The organism is Woronichinia naegeliana WA131 (assembly GCA_025370055.1).
Taxonomy (GTDB): domain Bacteria; phylum Cyanobacteriota; class Cyanobacteriia; order Cyanobacteriales; family Microcystaceae; genus Woronichinia; species Woronichinia naegeliana.
The window spans coordinates 6,902,817-6,917,704 of the sequence record CP073041.1; the positions used below are offsets into that span (position 1 = coordinate 6,902,817).

Here is a 14,888-nt window from a genome sequence, read left to right on the forward strand (position 1 = left end):
AGACATGAAATAGCGCGATCGCAGTTAAAGAACTTAATCGCCAATAATTAACGGTTCTTGATTTGGCAACCTGACAATAATTTCCATTGTACCTCCCAAAGCTTTAACCATCAATCGAAGTGAATTTAACTCTAAGCTTTGTTTTTGATCGAATTGTCTATCAAGAAATGTAGCTAAATCAGATGAAGACAAACCTAATTTCTCTCCGATTTGTCCAAGGGTAATTTCTTCCAAGTAAATTTCGGAAGCCCTTAATCGAATAGCCTCTTGTCTTTCCATTGAAAGTTGACTTAATTCTTCAGATAGAGTTGTATATTTTACCATTAGCTTTGATCCTCAAGGGTTTTCAAATAATTTTTATAGCGTTTTTCCGCGATAGGAATATTTTCTTTATACCATCGCTTTTTACCTGATTTGTTCCCCCCGACAAGTAAAATAGCCTGTCTTTGAGGATCAAAAATAAATAGAACGCGCCAAGGATTACCTTGATGCTGAATACGAATCTCCTTCATATTTTTAAAAGAGGAGCCTTCTAAGGTATCAACTCGTGGTCTTCCCAGATTAGGGACAAACTCAGCTAAAACAGTTAATACGGCAAAAATTTCATTCTGCAATCCTCGCTCTTGTTGATAAAACCAGATTCTAAAATCGGGATCAAAAATAATATTCCATTTCATAACCATAGTTTATCCCGTTGTTAAAATCTTGGCAAGATTTTAACAATTATAATCACCTTTTTAACCGTCCTTTTTAATCATCCTTTTAACTATCAATTATCCATTGTCAATTATCCATTCTCAACCATCCCTTACCAACAATGTTACAATAACAAGCCTGTAATCAACTGGGCATAGGAGCGCATCGGTCATCGTGGTATCTCAATATAACGCTGCTGACATCGAACAAAAATGGCAAAAATCCTGGACGGAGTTGGGACTAGACCAAACGCCGACGGATTCCGATCAGCTGAAATACTATGCGCTGTCTATGTTTCCCTACCCCTCTGGCAGTCTGCACATGGGTCACGTTCGCAACTACACCATTACCGACGTGATCGCCCGTGTTAAACGAATGCAGGGGTATCAAGTCTTACATCCGATGGGATGGGATGCCTTTGGTTTGCCCGCCGAAAATGCCGCTATCGATCGCGGTGTACCGCCGGCTCAGTGGACGTACCAAAATATTGCCCAGATGAAAGAACAATTGCAACAATTGGGGCTATCTTTGGACTGGGAACGGGAAGTGGCGACCTGCTCTTCTGACTATTACCGTTGGACACAGTGGTTATTTTTGCAATTCTATGAAGCGGGTTTAGCCTACCAAAAAGAATCGGCGGTGAATTGGGATCCCATTGACCAAACGGTTTTAGCCAATGAACAGGTAGATAATGAAGGCCGTTCCTGGCGATCGGGCGCGAAGGTAGAACGGAAATTATTGCGTCAATGGTTTTTCAAAATTACCGACTATGCCGAACAATTATTGACTGATTTAGACAAATTAACGGGTTGGCCCGATCGCGTCAAAACCATGCAGGCCAATTGGATCGGGAAATCCGTTGGAGCCTATTTGGAATTTCCGATCAAGGATAGTACGGAAAAAATCGCTGTTTTTACCACCCGTCCTGATACCGTCTATGGCGTGACCTATGTGGTACTCGCTCCTGAACATCCCCTCACCGCTTTGGTGACGACTGCCGCGCAAAAGGCAACGGTAGAAGCTTTTATTGAAGAAGTAGCCAGTGAAAGCGAGATTGAGCGTACTGCTGAAGACAAACCCAAGCGGGGTGTATTAACGGGGGGAATCGCAGTCAATCCTTTTAATGGCGAAGAAATTCCCATTTTGATTGCTGATTATGTATTGTATGAGTACGGAACAGGAGCCGTGATGGGGGTTCCCGCCCACGATGTCCGCGATTTTAAGTTTGCCAAGGAAAATGATTTGCCCATTCAGGTGGTGATTTTGCCTGACGAGAATGCCGATACAGAACTAAAGGCAGCCTATACGGAAGCAGGGATTATGGTTAATTCCGCAGACTTTACGGGCATGGATTCTATCAAAGCAAAAACGGCGATTATTGAGTATGCAGAAAAGAACGGTTATGGTAAAGCACGAGTACAGTATCGTTTGCGGGATTGGTTGATTTCGCGGCAACGGTATTGGGGTTGTCCCATTCCCGTGATCCATTGCGAGACTTGCGGTACAGTTCCCGTTCCCGATGCGGATTTGCCCGTAAAATTGCCCGATCAAGTGGAATTTAGCGGTCGTGGCCCTTCGCCTTTAGCAAAATTAAGCGATTGGGTTGATGTACCTTGTCCCTGTTGTGGTCAGCCCGCTAAACGGGAAACGGATACGATGGACACGTTTATTGACTCGTCCTGGTACTTTTTGCGTTACACCGATGCTCAGAATTCCCAACAGGTTTTTGACCGCGATCGCGTTAATCATTGGATGGGAGTCGATCAATATGTGGGCGGTATTGAACACGCCATTTTACATTTACTTTATTCCCGTTTCTTTACCAAAGTTCTCCGCGATCGGGGTTTAGTCAATGTGGATGAACCCTTCAATAAATTGTTAACCCAGGGTATGGTTCAGGGGCTAACTTATAAGAATCCAAAGACAGGTAAATATGTCATTGCTAAAGACTTAGAAACGGGTAAATTATTAATTGATCCCAGTAATCCCACTGACCCAGAAACAGGGGAAAAACTGCAAGTTTTCTATGAGAAAATGTCCAAATCTAAATACAATGGCATTGATCCGCAAGAGGTTTTAGCTAAATATGGAGCCGACACAGCGCGGATGTTTATTCTCTTTAAAGCTCCTCCCGAAAAAGATTTAGAATGGGATGATGCAGACGTAGAAGGTCAATTTCGTTTTCTCAATCGGGTCTGGCGATTAGTAGCGGACTATGCTGAAAAAGCGGTTAAACCTGTGACGGCCAAAAATTTAAGTAAAGTGGAAAAAGATTTACGTCGTTCCATTCACCAAGCGATTAAAGAAATTGCGGAAGACTTAGACGGGGATTATCAATTTAATACGGCTATTTCCGAGATGATGAAACTCAGTAATGCCCTCAGTTCGGCGACTTGTATGGAGTCCTCTGTTTATCGAGAAGGCATTGAAACCCTATTAATTTTAATGTCTCCTTTTGCGCCCCATATCACCGAAGAATTGTGGCAATTATTGGGTCATCAAAGTTCTATTCATCAGCAAAATTGGTTAACTTTTGATCCCGATGCGTTAGTAGTAGATGAAATTACTTTAGTCATTCAAATTATGGGTAAAACTAGGGGAACGATTCAGGTTCCAGCCAGTGCAACTAAAGAGGAGTTAGAAAAGTATGCTCTTAGCTCTGAAATTGCCCAAAAGTATCTACAAGGGAAGGAGATTAAAAAGGCGATCGTTGTGCCTGGTAAGTTAGTTAATTTTGTTGCAAGTTAAGGGAGGCTATTTTATGTCAACTTTACAGGAAGTTATCGGTTCTATTGAGCTTTTACCTGATGACGACAAGGAGCAATTGTTCGAGATACTTTATCAACGTCGGATCGAGGAGCGTCGGGCTGAAATTTTAGCGAATGCTCAGGAGGTTCGGCAAGCCTTTAAGGAAGGGAAAGCCAAAGTTGGAACAGTGGAGGATTTAATCGCTGATTTATTAGAGGATGACGATGAAAGTTGTTTGGAGTAGTGGATTTAAGCGATCCTTTAAAAAAATTACCAAGAAAAATTCTCGACTCAGTGACAAAATTATTGAGACTTTAAAATTATTGGCGGTTGATCCTTTTACTCCTTCTTTAAAATCTCATAAATTAGCAGGTCACATGGAGGGTTTATGGTCTTGTTCTGTTGCCTATGATTGCAGAATTATTTTCGATATTTCCGAAGACGGTCAATTATTAGAAATGGTTATTTTATTAATTGATGTTGGCAGCCATGACCAAGTTTATTAAAATGATGTGGGGCTTATGAACTCCAATCTTGCGATTCGATATGATAAAATGGATGACATTCTTTATCTGGATCAATGTTCACCCTATCCTGAACAAAGATCTGAAGAGATTGGCGATGAAATTGTCGCTCGTTTTAATCCTGAGAGTGGCAATATTGAAAATTTAGAGATTTTATTTTTCTCTAAACGTTTGGAATCTCAAATACAATTTGAATTACCATTAACGGCACAATTTTCTTTGGAGAATATGACTATTAATCACAATCAAAATTCTTTGGTTTTGTGAGGTTAGGGTTATGAATCCTAGAATTAAGCAAGTTACGCCGCTATCCAATTATAAGTTTAAACTCATATTTACCAATAGAGAATGGGGCATTTATGATTGTTCCAGTTTATTGAATTTTGGGGTGTTTCAAGAACTTCAAAATATCCATTATTTTAATCAAGTTAAGGTTATTGATGGGACGGTGGTTTGGCCCCATGAACAAGATATTTCCCCTGATACCCTTTATCTTGATTCGCTACGATATAAGGATTAAAAATTTAGTTTTTAAGGTTACAAATTTTTATGAATTTAGCGATTTCTTTACCAATAGAAAATTTACAATTATTCTGTCAGCATTGGCAAATTCAAGAGTTGGCGGTTTTTGGTTCGGTTTTGCGTGAAGATTTTCAACTAAATGAAAGTGATGTGGATTTTTTAGCAGTGTTTAAGCCGTCTTCTCATTGGAGTTTATTAGATCGTGTGCGGATGGAAAGTGAGTTAGAATTGTTGCTGGCTCGTCCTGTGGATTTATTGGATCGAGAGGAGGTTGAACAAAGTCCAAATTGGTTACGCCGTCAAGCAATTCTTGGATCAGCAAAGGTGATTTATGCTGCGTGATCAAGCGACGCTTCTAGATATTGTTCGTTTTGCCGAAGAAATTCTTGATTTAACGAAGGGAATGGATGAAATGATTTTTGCGAATAGTCGTTCCACTCAACTGGCGGTACTGTATGAAATTGCTGTTTTGGGAGAAGCAGTTAAGCGTCTTTCTTCTGAGTTTCGAGAGGATCATCCTGAAATTCCCTGGAAAGAGATCGCGGGAATGCGTGATAAGGTCATTCATCAATATGATCGTGTTAGAATTCCAGTAGTTTGGCAAGTCGTGATAGTTGATATTCCTGAGTTACTGGATCAACTTAAACCCTTGTTACCGCGAGAAATTTAATTGAGGAGAATCTAAAAATGACTGAACCATTAACGACGGGTTTGCTTGTAACTTTAGCGGTACAAGAATTTATTAAATCTGGGACGGGGGATTTGGCGAAACGGTTTACGGCTGAGGCTTTAGCTAAGATTCCTGTTTTATGGGAAAAGATCAAAACTCGACTAATGGGAAGATCGGCGAAAGTTAATGAAGCGATCGCAAAGGTTGAAGGCGGTGATAGTAAAGCCGTTGAAACCTTGACTAAACATCTGGATGTGATTTTAGATGAAGACCCTGATTTTGCGAAAGAGTTAAAAGTTTTAGCGCAGACGATCCAAGCAGGTAAAATTCAGGACAATAGTAGTATGATTCAAAAAAATTCTGATAATGCTAAGGGTTGGCAGACAAAAGTTGAGGGGGGAACTGCCTATATTGGGGAGATTCATATTAATCAATCGAAGGACTCTTAAGGAAATGTCAGATGGAAAAGGTAATTGAGAAATTATGTAGATTAGGGGCTGAGTTGATGCAACAGCATCCAGAGGCTAAACCTGAAGAGTTAGAGACTTTATTACAGCAAGCTTTACAAGTAGATGTAGAGTTAACGACAAGTTTACGTCAAGGAATGACGCAAAGCAATTCTGATAATGCTAGGGGTTATCAAACTTTAGTACAGGGTGGAGTCGCTTATATTGGTGATCGCTTTCAGGTAGATAATGAAACGTTACAGTCTGTTTTAGAAGCTTTTCTGAAAACAAATTTTAATCAGCTATCAATTCCCCAAGCTGAGAAACCAGCAGAATTACCCAATAATCTGAATCGGGCGCGTACTGGAGCAGTTAATTTTGTGGGGCGTGAGGACGCAATGACACAATTGCACGACCAGTTACAGCAACAAGAAAGAATTGCGATTACCGCCGTCGTTACAGGAATGGCAGGAGTGGGCAAGACAGAATTAGCTCTCCAATATGCTCTACATCATCGGGAAAAATCAACTTATGCAGGCGGTATTTGCTGGATCGGGGTACAAGGTGAAACAGTAGGGGTACAACTATTGGATTTTGCTAAGTCGCTGTTGGGTTTATTTCCCCCTGAAGATTTGAATTTGCGGGGGCAATTGGATTATTGTTGGGCGAGATGGCAACCGCCAGGGGATGTACTGCTAGTTTTAGATGATGTGCATCAATACACGGAAATCCAAGATTATTTGCCTCCCCAAGAACAACGATTCAAGGTATTGATTACGACTCGGCAACACTGGCTGGCCGCATCGTTTGAGCAATTGCGCTTACCCGTTTTAAGCGAATCAGCCGCCCTTGCTTTACTGGAATCTCTGATTGGTGCGTCGCGTCTGCAAGCTGAATTAGAGGTAGGGAAGGGGCTATGTGCCTGGCTGGGGTATTTGCCTTTGGGCTTGGAATTGGTGGGGCGTTTCCTCAAGCGGCGTACTAATTGGACATTGGCGAGGATGCAGCAACAGTTGATAGATAAGGGCTTACAGTTGTCAGCTTTGCAGAATCCTTCGGCAGATATGACGGCGCAAAGAGGGGTAGAGGCAGCTTTTGAGGTGAGTTGGGAGGAGTTAAATCAGTCAGCGAGAGATTTAGGGTGTTTCCTCAGTCTCTTTGCTTTGGCTCCTATGCCTTGGCGGTTGGTGGTAGAAAGGTGTTTGTCTGCTGAAGATGAGGAGGAGTTGGAATATATTAGAGAGGAGCAATTACTCAATCTTCATCTGTTGCAAGCAGTGGAAGGAGAAGTTTATCAGTTTCATCCCTTGGTGCGACAGTTTTTTCAAGCTAAGTTAGTACTGCGAGAGGATGGGGATGAGTTGAAACGATCCTTTTGTCGGGGTATGGTTGAGGAAGCAAATACTATTCCTGAGAGTCCAACTAAGGAGCAAATAGAAGCCGTCGCCCTATCTATTCTCCATATTGCGGAGTCAGCGACAGAGTTAGAACAATGGCTGGAGGATGAGGATTTAATTCCGTCTTTTAAGGGATTGGAGATATTTTATTATGGGCAGGGATTTTACGAACAGGCTGAACCTTGGTATAAGCAATGTCTAGAAGTAACTCGCCGCCGCTTGGGAGAAGAACATCTCGATGTAGCAACTTCCCTCAACAATTTAGCAGAATTATACCGTTCCCAAGGAAAATACAAAGAAGCTGAACCCCTCTATTTACAAGCTTTAGAATTGGATCAACGACTATTAGGGGAGGATCATCCCAATGCCGCTACTTTGCTCAACAATTTAGCATTATTGTACGCATCCCAAGGAAGGTACGAAAAAGCTGAACCCCTCTATTTACAAGCTTTAGAATTGAATCAACGACTATTAGGGGAGAATCATCTCTCTGTAGCTACCTCCCTTAATAATTTAGCAGAATTGTACAATTTTCAAGGAAGATATAAAGAGGCTGAACCTATCTATTTACAAGCTTTAGAATTGAGGAAAAGACTGTTAGGAAAGAATCATCCCCTTTTAGCACAATCCCTTAACAATTTAGGATTATTATACTGTTTGCAAGGAAAGTATGAAGAAGCTGAATCCCTCTATTTACAAGCTTTAGAATTGAGGCAACGACTATTAGGGGAGAATCATCTCTCTGTAGCTATCTCCCTTAATAATTTAGCAGAATTATACTATTATAAAGAAAGATACAAAGAAGCTGAACCTCTCCATTTACAAGCTTTGGAATTGAGAAAACAACTATTAGGAAAAAATCACCCAGATGTAGCTACCTCCCTCAACAATTTAGCATTATTGTACGATTCCCAAGGAAGGTACAAAGAAGCTGAACCCCTCTTTTTACAAGCTTTAGCAATTGCTGAGCAAGCTTTAGGAGAGAATCATCCCGATGTAGCTACCTCCCTTAATAATTTAGCACTATTGTACTATTATCAAGGAAGGTACGAAGAAGCTGAACCCCTCTTTTTACAAGCTTTAGCAATTGCTGAGCAAGCTTTAGGGGAGAATCATCCTAATACTGTTCAGATTCGGGAAAATTTACAAAAACATCCATCGTCTTAACTGTGATTGATGGGATTATGGGATGGACTATATTGTTAATACTGTTTTGTAGTGCAAAAAAGGTAATGAAAAATCATGAACAAACAACTATTACTCAATAAAATTAAACAAGCAGTACAAGCAATTGAGCCACAAGCACAAATATTCCTTTATGGTTCACGGGCGCGAAACGATGCTCAACCAGACTCTGATTGGGATATATTAGTGTTAGTTGATGGGATCACTAACCCCACTCGAACATCTCAAATCCGTCGTCAAATTTATGAAATCGAATGGGAAACAGAAGAGGTTCTTTGTACCATTGTTCGCAGCAAAAATCAATGGGAACATCCCTTATTACAAACTACTCCTTTCTGGCAATCAGTTAACAAAGAAGCCATTATGTTATGAGTAAAACTTCCCCTCACGATCAACTAATTAGGTATCGTTTAAATCGTGCAGAGGAAGCCTATCAAGTTGTAAATTTTCAAGTTGCGATCGCGATACAATTTAACAATTCACGAGTGCTGATTTTCTTGATGGAGTAAAACTAATGACCGCTTATACCATCAATCTTGATCCCATTTTGAAACTGAATAAAGAACAGTTTTACGAACTCTGTGCTGCTAATCCAGACCTTAAACTTGAACGCAATGCCAACGGAGAACTTGTCATTATGTCCCCCACTGGTGGTGAAACGAGTGCTTGGAATGCTGATATTAATCTTGACTTAGGAATGTGGAATCGCCAACAGCGATCGGGTAAAGTCTTTGACTCTTCTGGCGGATTTTCTCTTCCCCAAGGCTCTGAGCGATCGCCCGATGCCGCCTGGATACCCCTGGAAAAATGGAATGCCCTCTCTCCCGAACAGCGCAAGAAATTTTTACCCCTATGTCCCGACTTTGCGATCGAGCTTTTATCGCCGACCGATTCCTGGATTAAGGGTTTAGCCAAAATGCAAGAATATCAGGATAATGGCTGTCGTTTGGGTTGGCTCATCGATCCCGAAAGCAAACGAGTGGCAATTTATCGTTTAGGTCAAACTCCAGAGATTCTTAATGCACCAGCTAGTTTGTCAGGAGAAGAGGTGCTCCAGGGATTTGTGCTGAATTTAGAACCCATCTGGTCTGCCTCGTAAATCTCCCTGAAGTTAGCGAACTTGCTAAGATCAACGAAAGTAGCATCATTCGCCTAAAGCGTACCATCAAAACCTATGCGTCGATTTCTTAGCCTCTTGCTCATCTTGCTCCTGAGCGTAACCACAGTGGCCTGTGGTAGTGGATCGAACCAATCCCAATCCGGTAATAATGCTCCCAAAATTGAAAATCAAATTACCAGTGGACGTTATTCCGTACAACAAGCAACCTACGATGATAGCAATGGTGTTTATCGCCTCATGTTACTGGGCACTCCGGCCGGAAAATCTCCTACCTATCAAACGGAAGCTCTACAAATGGCTCGCTTGACCGATGAAGATATTAAAAAAGGAGAAAAAACCTATGTCCAGATCAATGGGGATCAAGCTGAACTGTACCTAACCGAAGATTTTAAAATTGAATACGTTCATAACGTCACCGAAGTTCAAAATAATCCCCAAACAGGCCAAAAAGAAACCGTTGTCGTCCGTCAAGAATCGAGCTTTTGGACACCCTTTGCAGGGGCTTTAGCGGGTCAAGCTCTGGGTAGCTTACTGTTTCGTCCCCAATATTATGTTCCACCGATGTATTCGGGTGGCCCTTTGACTGGCTATGGTGGTTCTGGTCGTAGCTACGGCCAAGCAGTAAATACCTATCGCGGTCGCTATAATTCGGCTCCTCCGGTGGAGAAAAATCGCCAAACCCTACGCACAACGGGCAATTTACGCCAATATCCTTCTTCCTCTGCCAATAAAGCCAATGGTAAACCCTCCTATAATTCCACCAAGTCCAGTGGTTCAGGTTTTGGTTCTAGTCGTCTGAAATCCTCAGGATCGTCCTATTCCAGCCCGCGACGGAGTAGTTTTGGTAGCAGTTCAGGTTCCCGTTCCCGTAGTTTTGGCAGTAGCCGTCGTCGCTAACTTTCTGTTCCGATATTTTCAGGAAAATCTAAACTAGCTCAAGGTTTAAGGGATATTAATTCTAATATCCTTTTTTATTCTATGTACTGGTTCAGCTTGGTTAAAGGCCCCAAGCTTGACTCGCTAGGGGTTTGAGAAATAAAGAAGTCTATGGGCGGAACTAGCATCATCCTGATCTGAACACGCTATAAATGTGAAGAAACGTAACGTATTTTGTCAAGTTTTATAGAGACTTGGGGCGTTTATGTCAGAACTTGACCACTAAAACCGTATAATTACCCCATAAATCTTAAGAATTCTTAAGAAATGTAAAGTAAAATTAACGTAACCGCTTCGATCCCTTGACCAATCCTTAAAGACAGTATGAATGTTTGTTTCTCTGCGACGGAATCTTTGGCTTTGACTCTGACCGATCCCCTCACCTCGCTCCAGCATTATCTACGACAACCTCAACGTTTGGTAAAGGCGATCGCCGATCCGAAGTTAATGGAAGTATTGTCGGAAAACCGCTTTCGTCTTAAGATGCGTCCCTTAAGCTTTATGGACTTATACCATTTTCAGCCAACGGTGGTGCTACGAGTCTGGAGTACAAGCACCGGAACTGTCTATTTGGAATCGGAAAGTTGTGAGATTCGCGGTATTGACTACATTAACCATCGTTTTTCCCTGCAACTAAAGGGTAAATTGGCTCCCTACGAACAAAATCAACAAACCTCTCTACAGGGCAAAGCTGATTTAAAAGTCAGTGTGGATCTTCCCCATGCCCTCTGGTTAACCCCCACCCCCCTACTGGAAATGGCAGCCAATGGTTTGCTTAGGGGGGTTTTAGGGCGCATCAAACAACGGCTGCTAACTCAACTGTTAGAGGATTATCACCATTGGACTCAGCAAACCTCCTCTGAATTAGCCTCTACTCCTCGTCTATCCTCTGCCTTAAACCCTTTGCTTTAGCTTTTAGCGACTAAGTAAGTGGGCTTAATTAATTGTTAGATAGTGGAACAGGCTTCTAGCCTGTGGACGGGCAGGATGCCCATCCCACGTTTTATATTTAATTGCAACCAGCTACTTACGACGCGCTTGACCAACAACCTTGACCACATCTACCAGCATTTCGATCGCAATGTCTTTGCCTGGACAAATTCTGCCTGCATGGCGATCGCCGACGGAATGGAAACCTAAATGATAAGGACAAAGATTTTCCCGTTCCGCATTAAATTCGTAGGTGCTGGGCCCCCAAACGGTCTCATCCAGTAACCCTAAAATCATCGGAATTAAAATTTTTGTTCCCGTCGGAAAAGTCAGGTTACGGCCAGCGATCGCGGCAGTAAAATCAGAGGTTGCCACATGGTGGGTTGCACTAACAGGGGCCCACAGACGGGCACACTCTAACAGATAACGTTGAATAGCGGGACGATCTTCTAGATCCAAACTATCCCAATGATCGGTAATTGAGATCTCAGCCGTTTTTTGGCCCGTATAGGCCGGTAGGGGTCGATAACCCAGGGCCGTATAACCAAGATGAAGGGGCCCCTGAAGAGCCGCAATATTCATAATCGCTGTCATCAGTTTGGCCAATTCCCGTCGCGTCATGGCTTGATACTGGTTTTCTGACGGTTGAAAATGGGCTAAGGCAGGGGATTGTTCATAAATAGTGGCCACTTCTTCAATTAAGTCAGCTAACTTTTCCCCTTTAAGACGATCCAAAATTTTCAGAATTAGTCCCGCTCCGACAAAATAATGCAGGGTTCCCTTACGGGTGTAATACAACTCGGTGAGGCGTTGCATAGTGGCGCGATCACTCGGATCAAGACCAAAAAGTACATAATGCAAATATCTGACTAAAAAAGCCATCCAACCCCGTTGATCATCGGTAAAAAAAGCCTGATCTTTGTCACCAGAGAGGGTCTGATAATCCTCGGCTAATTGGGCTAATAAAGCCTGGGCAGTGCCATCCCGTTGTCGAGCTTGGGCTGGCTCATTTAATAAATAGAACTGCATACATTGACGAAAGGCTTCATGGGCTCCTGTTCCTCCAGCCTCTTGATCCGATAGGGACAGTAAAAAGAGATTCCGTCCGCCCACGTCCTGATTCGGCGATCGCTGGGCCGATAAAATAGAAGTCCCTAAACGCCAAGTACGGGCCTGGGGTGAGGTGAGAGCCTGACTAATTTGGGTAAAATCCCCTAGAACCACCTGACCGGCACAGCAAAAATTAGCTCCCAATACCCGCCGCTTCTGATCCAAATAGGTAGGATTATTTGCTAACACACCTTCCACCAAACTAATGATCGGTAATAACCATTGACTACGCTTTTTCTGGGGATGTTGTAGGGCCCAACTTTGAAATTGGTTCAGGGTGACATCGATCAAAGATGGCGAGGATTGAGTAGTCATAATCGAGGATTGAGGCGTAAGGAATAGCTCCAATCATATCATTTTGGATTTCGCTTTTTATCTCTACTGCTGTGTGCTCATGTGTGCTTAAAAGAGACTTAATTGTTGAGGGGGATGGGCAAGTTTATCCCAGGGCAAAGGGTCAAGACCAATACACTCCTGTTGTAATTGTTGATAAAAATAGCGGGCAATCTGGGGAGAATGATCTTCAATCGGGCAATGAATAAAACAATAAACAGTGATATTTGTATTTAGCCAATCTTGAATTTTCTGTCCCCATTCTTTTAGGTAAAGATCATTGAGGACTAACTGAGGATGACTAATAAAACGAATCAGGACAAAGTTTGCGGTCAGGGTAAAGTTAACGGGGACATCCGGCTTAGGACGTTGGGAATGGCTCAGGGGATTATCTGAGCAACGATAAACGGGACGGGTATCTAAAATGACCTGGGCAACATTCAAGTTTTGTAAGCATTGATGTAACTTTTCTTGATACGGCGATCGCCACCAATCGAGATGACGAACTTCAACTGCTAAGGGAATATTGGCGAACAAAAGAGACGCTAAAAATTGTTGTAAATCTTCTAGATAATTGGGGCCATAACTGGGCGGCAATTGGGCAAAAATACAGCCGAGTTTATGATCAAGGACTTGCACCCGTTCGATAAATTGTTGGGTTTCTGCTAGGTTAGGAATTAAGGCTCCTTGATGGGTAATCGTCTGGGGAAATTTTAGGCAAAACTTAAAAGAGTTTGGGGTTTCTTCTTGCCAGCGTTGAACCGTTGCGCTTGAAGGCATGGCATAAAAAGTGGTATTTCCTTCAACAGTATGGAAGCGTTGACTATAGCAACTTAAAAAAGCTTTTTTCGGTGTTTTAGGGGGATAAAAAGTTCCAAGCCAACCATCGTAAGACCAGACTGCACAACCGAGATAAAAAGTCATGGGGTTTCTTTGAATTCCACTTTTCCCTATTTTTACCTATGCCAGGACAAAGCGATCGCCGAATCTAATTATAAACTGCGATCGCCCTATACTAAATATTCAATGAACTTAAGTCTTAAGCTTTACGGTCATTTTTGTTAGCACGCTTTTTAAAATAACTACCAAAAGCGACTGCCGCACCCGCACCCAGCATCGTTAAAGGCTCAGGTACTGCACCTGTTCCACCACCACCACCGGGAGGAGGAGGAGTAATCGTATCAACCGTGCTAGGTGCAAAACCTAATTCTTTCACACTGCCAGAACCACCAGTGGTAGGATTCGAGCCTGCTGTTTGAGCGCGAACAGCAAAAGCTTGATTGAGGAAGTTAGCAGTTGTGAGGGAAGCACTGGCAATTGTAAAGGAACTAAATTTCACTAAACCGCCAGATGAACCTGTAGAACCCAGTTTCATGCCAATATCAAAGGAGGAAGGCATCGTGCCACCATTGATGTTATTTCCACTTCCACAGCTTGTGGCATTAAAACAGACTTGAGTGATAGCATCGCCAGCCAGCTTCGTAAATTGACTAGCTGAGGTGATCCCAAAATTGCTGGCATTGCCGGGCTGTACGTTGAAAAATAGACCTAAGATATCGGCAGAATTGGGAGAAGTAGCGGCTTGATTGACATCAATTTGAACACCGCCAGCGATGTCTGAAATCTTGACATCGTAATCAACATCCACACTACCCGTAGCAGCCGTACCGACTTGGAAGGAAACAGTAGCAGCAGAGGCAGAACCGGCCATCATCGGGGCAGACATAGTAGCTAAAGCGATCGCGCCAGCAACGGAAAGAAGTCCTTGGGGAATATTATTTTTAATGTTTTTCATGCTAGTTGTCATTTTGTTAAAATTTCCTAATTAAAATAGGGGCGATTAAGTATAAACCGAAGCAGCTTCTCAATCTAGGCGTTTCGCTATCAGTGTATTTTCTCTACTTAAGTCAATATACTGAGGTTATTGGGGCGATGCACTGAGAAATCTCAAGCTCATGTACATAATCATACATAAGATTTACAGTTCTGTCACTATGTTTTTGTATATTTTTAAGTGTAAATACGTAAAGTCTGTGTATAAGAAGTTTTCTTGTAAAGAGACTATAAAGATGGGCGATCTTTGATGCCAGTTTTTAAAGGTTATGTAAGTTTTTTAGGACTGGTTCTATCACAAACTCCTTTATTGCACCGAAGAACTTAAGAACTGATTTGCCTCAAAGGGGTTATTGTATAACGATTAACTACTCTCTCCGCCCCATGAGAGGCAGGAAAAATCAAAAACAAATATCCAAAGTAGGACTTGCCAGCAAA

17 protein-coding genes are annotated in these 14,888 nt (G+C 42.3%); 12 read left to right on the forward strand and 5 right to left on the reverse strand.

Features of this window, described 5'->3' with window-relative positions:
* Nucleotides 1–33: 33 nt before the first annotated feature.
* Together KA717_35135 and KA717_35140 are read right to left on the reverse strand one after the other, a co-directional pair.
* Nucleotides 34–324 (reverse strand): helix-turn-helix domain-containing protein, encoded by a 291-nt coding sequence (locus tag KA717_35135; protein UXE60686.1) that lies wholly within the window; start codon nucleotides 322–324, stop codon nucleotides 34–36.
* Nucleotides 324–677 (reverse strand): type II toxin-antitoxin system RelE/ParE family toxin, encoded by a 354-nt coding sequence (locus KA717_35140; GenBank protein UXE60687.1) that lies wholly within the window; start codon nucleotides 675–677, stop codon nucleotides 324–326. Before KA717_35140 ends, KA717_35135 begins: the two co-directional genes overlap by 1 nt.
* A 193-nt stretch (nucleotides 678–870) precedes the next feature.
* Here KA717_35140 and leuS point away from each other — a divergent pair, with 193 nt between their 5' ends.
* The 12 genes from leuS (at nucleotide 871) to KA717_35200 (ending at nucleotide 11,156) form a co-directional block, all read left to right on the forward strand.
* Nucleotides 871–3,444: a leucine--tRNA ligase gene (gene leuS / locus KA717_35145; protein ID UXE60688.1), complete on the forward strand. Its 2,574-nt coding sequence runs from the start codon at nucleotides 871–873 to the stop codon at nucleotides 3,442–3,444.
* A 13-nt stretch (nucleotides 3,445–3,457) separates the two neighbouring features.
* Nucleotides 3,458–3,688, forward strand: a complete 231-nt coding sequence (locus KA717_35150) for a hypothetical protein (protein ID UXE60689.1) — start codon at nucleotides 3,458–3,460, stop codon at nucleotides 3,686–3,688.
* Nucleotides 3,669–3,950, forward strand: coding sequence for a type II toxin-antitoxin system mRNA interferase toxin, RelE/StbE family (locus tag KA717_35155; protein ID UXE60690.1), 282 nt, complete (start codon nucleotides 3,669–3,671; stop codon nucleotides 3,948–3,950). The genes KA717_35150 and KA717_35155 overlap by 20 nt, the downstream gene beginning before the upstream one ends.
* Before the next feature lie 48 nt (nucleotides 3,951–3,998).
* Nucleotides 3,999–4,235 carry a DUF2283 domain-containing protein gene (locus tag KA717_35160; GenBank protein UXE60691.1) on the forward strand — a complete coding sequence of 79 codons (237 nt, stop codon included), beginning with the start codon at nucleotides 3,999–4,001 and terminating at the stop codon, nucleotides 4,233–4,235.
* 282 nt (nucleotides 4,236–4,517) lie between these two features.
* The gene (locus tag KA717_35165; protein UXE60692.1) at nucleotides 4,518–4,832 is read left to right on the forward strand and encodes a nucleotidyltransferase domain-containing protein; all 315 of its coding nucleotides are present in this window, start codon (nucleotides 4,518–4,520) and stop codon (nucleotides 4,830–4,832) included.
* Entirely contained in the window at nucleotides 4,822–5,160 is a 339-nt protein-coding gene (locus KA717_35170; GenBank protein ID UXE60693.1) for a DUF86 domain-containing protein, read from the forward strand. The genes KA717_35165 and KA717_35170 overlap by 11 nt, the downstream gene beginning before the upstream one ends.
* A gap of 17 nt (nucleotides 5,161–5,177) precedes the next feature.
* Entirely contained in the window at nucleotides 5,178–5,609 is a 432-nt protein-coding gene (locus KA717_35175) for a hypothetical protein (protein UXE60694.1), read from the forward strand.
* Nucleotides 5,610–5,620: 11 nt separating this feature from the next.
* Entirely contained in the window at nucleotides 5,621–8,170 is a 2,550-nt protein-coding gene (locus tag KA717_35180; GenBank protein UXE60695.1) for a tetratricopeptide repeat protein, read from the forward strand.
* Nucleotides 8,171–8,245: 75 nt separating this feature from the next.
* Nucleotides 8,246–8,560, forward strand: coding sequence for a nucleotidyltransferase domain-containing protein (locus KA717_35185; GenBank protein ID UXE60696.1), 315 nt, complete (start codon nucleotides 8,246–8,248; stop codon nucleotides 8,558–8,560).
* A gap of 142 nt (nucleotides 8,561–8,702) precedes the next feature.
* Entirely contained in the window at nucleotides 8,703–9,287 is a 585-nt protein-coding gene (locus KA717_35190; GenBank protein UXE60697.1) for a Uma2 family endonuclease, read from the forward strand.
* Nucleotides 9,288–9,362: 75 nt separating this feature from the next.
* Nucleotides 9,363–10,205, forward strand: a complete 843-nt coding sequence (locus KA717_35195) for a hypothetical protein (protein UXE60698.1) — start codon at nucleotides 9,363–9,365, stop codon at nucleotides 10,203–10,205.
* Between the two features lie 363 nt (nucleotides 10,206–10,568).
* Nucleotides 10,569–11,156 carry a DUF1997 domain-containing protein gene (locus KA717_35200; GenBank protein UXE60699.1) on the forward strand — a complete coding sequence of 196 codons (588 nt, stop codon included), beginning with the start codon at nucleotides 10,569–10,571 and terminating at the stop codon, nucleotides 11,154–11,156.
* A gap of 111 nt (nucleotides 11,157–11,267) precedes the next feature.
* Here KA717_35200 and KA717_35205 read toward each other — a convergent pair whose 3' ends face one another.
* The 3 genes from KA717_35205 to KA717_35215 form a co-directional block, all read right to left on the reverse strand.
* Nucleotides 11,268–12,599 carry a cytochrome P450 gene (locus KA717_35205; protein UXE60700.1) on the reverse strand — a complete coding sequence of 444 codons (1,332 nt, stop codon included), beginning with the start codon at nucleotides 12,597–12,599 and terminating at the stop codon, nucleotides 11,268–11,270.
* 87 nt (nucleotides 12,600–12,686) lie between these two features.
* Nucleotides 12,687–13,541, reverse strand: coding sequence for a DUF72 domain-containing protein (locus KA717_35210; GenBank protein UXE60701.1), 855 nt, complete (start codon nucleotides 13,539–13,541; stop codon nucleotides 12,687–12,689).
* 115 nt (nucleotides 13,542–13,656) lie between these two features.
* Nucleotides 13,657–14,412, reverse strand: a complete 756-nt coding sequence (locus tag KA717_35215; protein ID UXE60702.1) for a PEP-CTERM sorting domain-containing protein — start codon at nucleotides 14,410–14,412, stop codon at nucleotides 13,657–13,659.
* Nucleotides 14,413–14,888: the final 476 nt, after the last annotated feature.